This is a genomic window from Streptomyces sp. AC627_RSS907 (genome assembly GCF_019049165.1).
In genome coordinates this window covers 1-759 of sequence record NZ_JAGMUE010000637.1, presented here as the reverse complement: position 1 = coordinate 759, position 759 = coordinate 1, and the positions used below count along the sequence as shown (strand labels likewise).

Below are 759 nucleotides of genomic sequence, written 5' to 3'. Positions count from 1 at the left end.
GTTCTCGGCGTCGCCAGGGCGCCGACCACGGTGATGCCCATGATCATGCCGCGCCACCAGCCGAGCATCCGGCGCCCGGTGACCACGCCACCGAAGTTGAGCAGCACCAGGACCAGCGGCAGTTCGAAGGCGAGACCGAAGACGACGACCATGCGGGTCAGCAGGTCGATGAAGTCGTCCAGGGGCAACAGGTTGTCGGCGCCCTCCGGGGTGAAGTCGAGCAGCACCTCGGCGGTCGTCGGGAGGATCGCGTACGCGAAGAAGCCGCCGCCCACGAAGAGCGGCACCCCGGCGGCCACGAAGGCCATCGAGTACTTCTTCTCCTGCTTGTGCAGACCGGGCGCGAGGAACGCCCAGAGCTGGTACAGCCAGATCGGCGTGGCGAGCACCAGGCCGGTCATGAAGGAGACCTTGAGCATGATCGTGAACGGCGACAAAAGGCCGTTCACGGTGAAGTAAGCGCACTTCTGGTCGCCGTCCTTGGCGGCCTCCAGATCGGAGACGGAAAGACCGCCACAACCGACCGAGTCCAAGACCGGCTTCATCAGGAAGTCGACGATGTCCTTGTAGTAGAACAACGCGACGGCCGTCACCAGACAGATCGCCAGGACCGCCTTGAGGAGCCTGTTGCGCAACTCACGCAGGTGCTCCGCGAGGGGCATCCGCCCCTCGGGGTCCTTCTCCTTCTTGCGGGCAGGCTTGAGCAACCCACGTCCTCATCTCGTGCGGCAGACGACGGCCGTCGGCCATCGCCTCAGT

At 65.2% G+C, this 759-nt stretch carries 1 protein-coding gene; it reads right to left on the bottom strand.

The features are described from left to right. Window positions 1-707, bottom strand: a 707-nt coding sequence (tatC, locus tag KUM32_RS37535) for a twin-arginine translocase subunit TatC (RefSeq protein WP_254406678.1), incomplete at its 3' end; no start/stop codon positions are given. Window positions 708-759 lie beyond the last annotated feature (52 nt).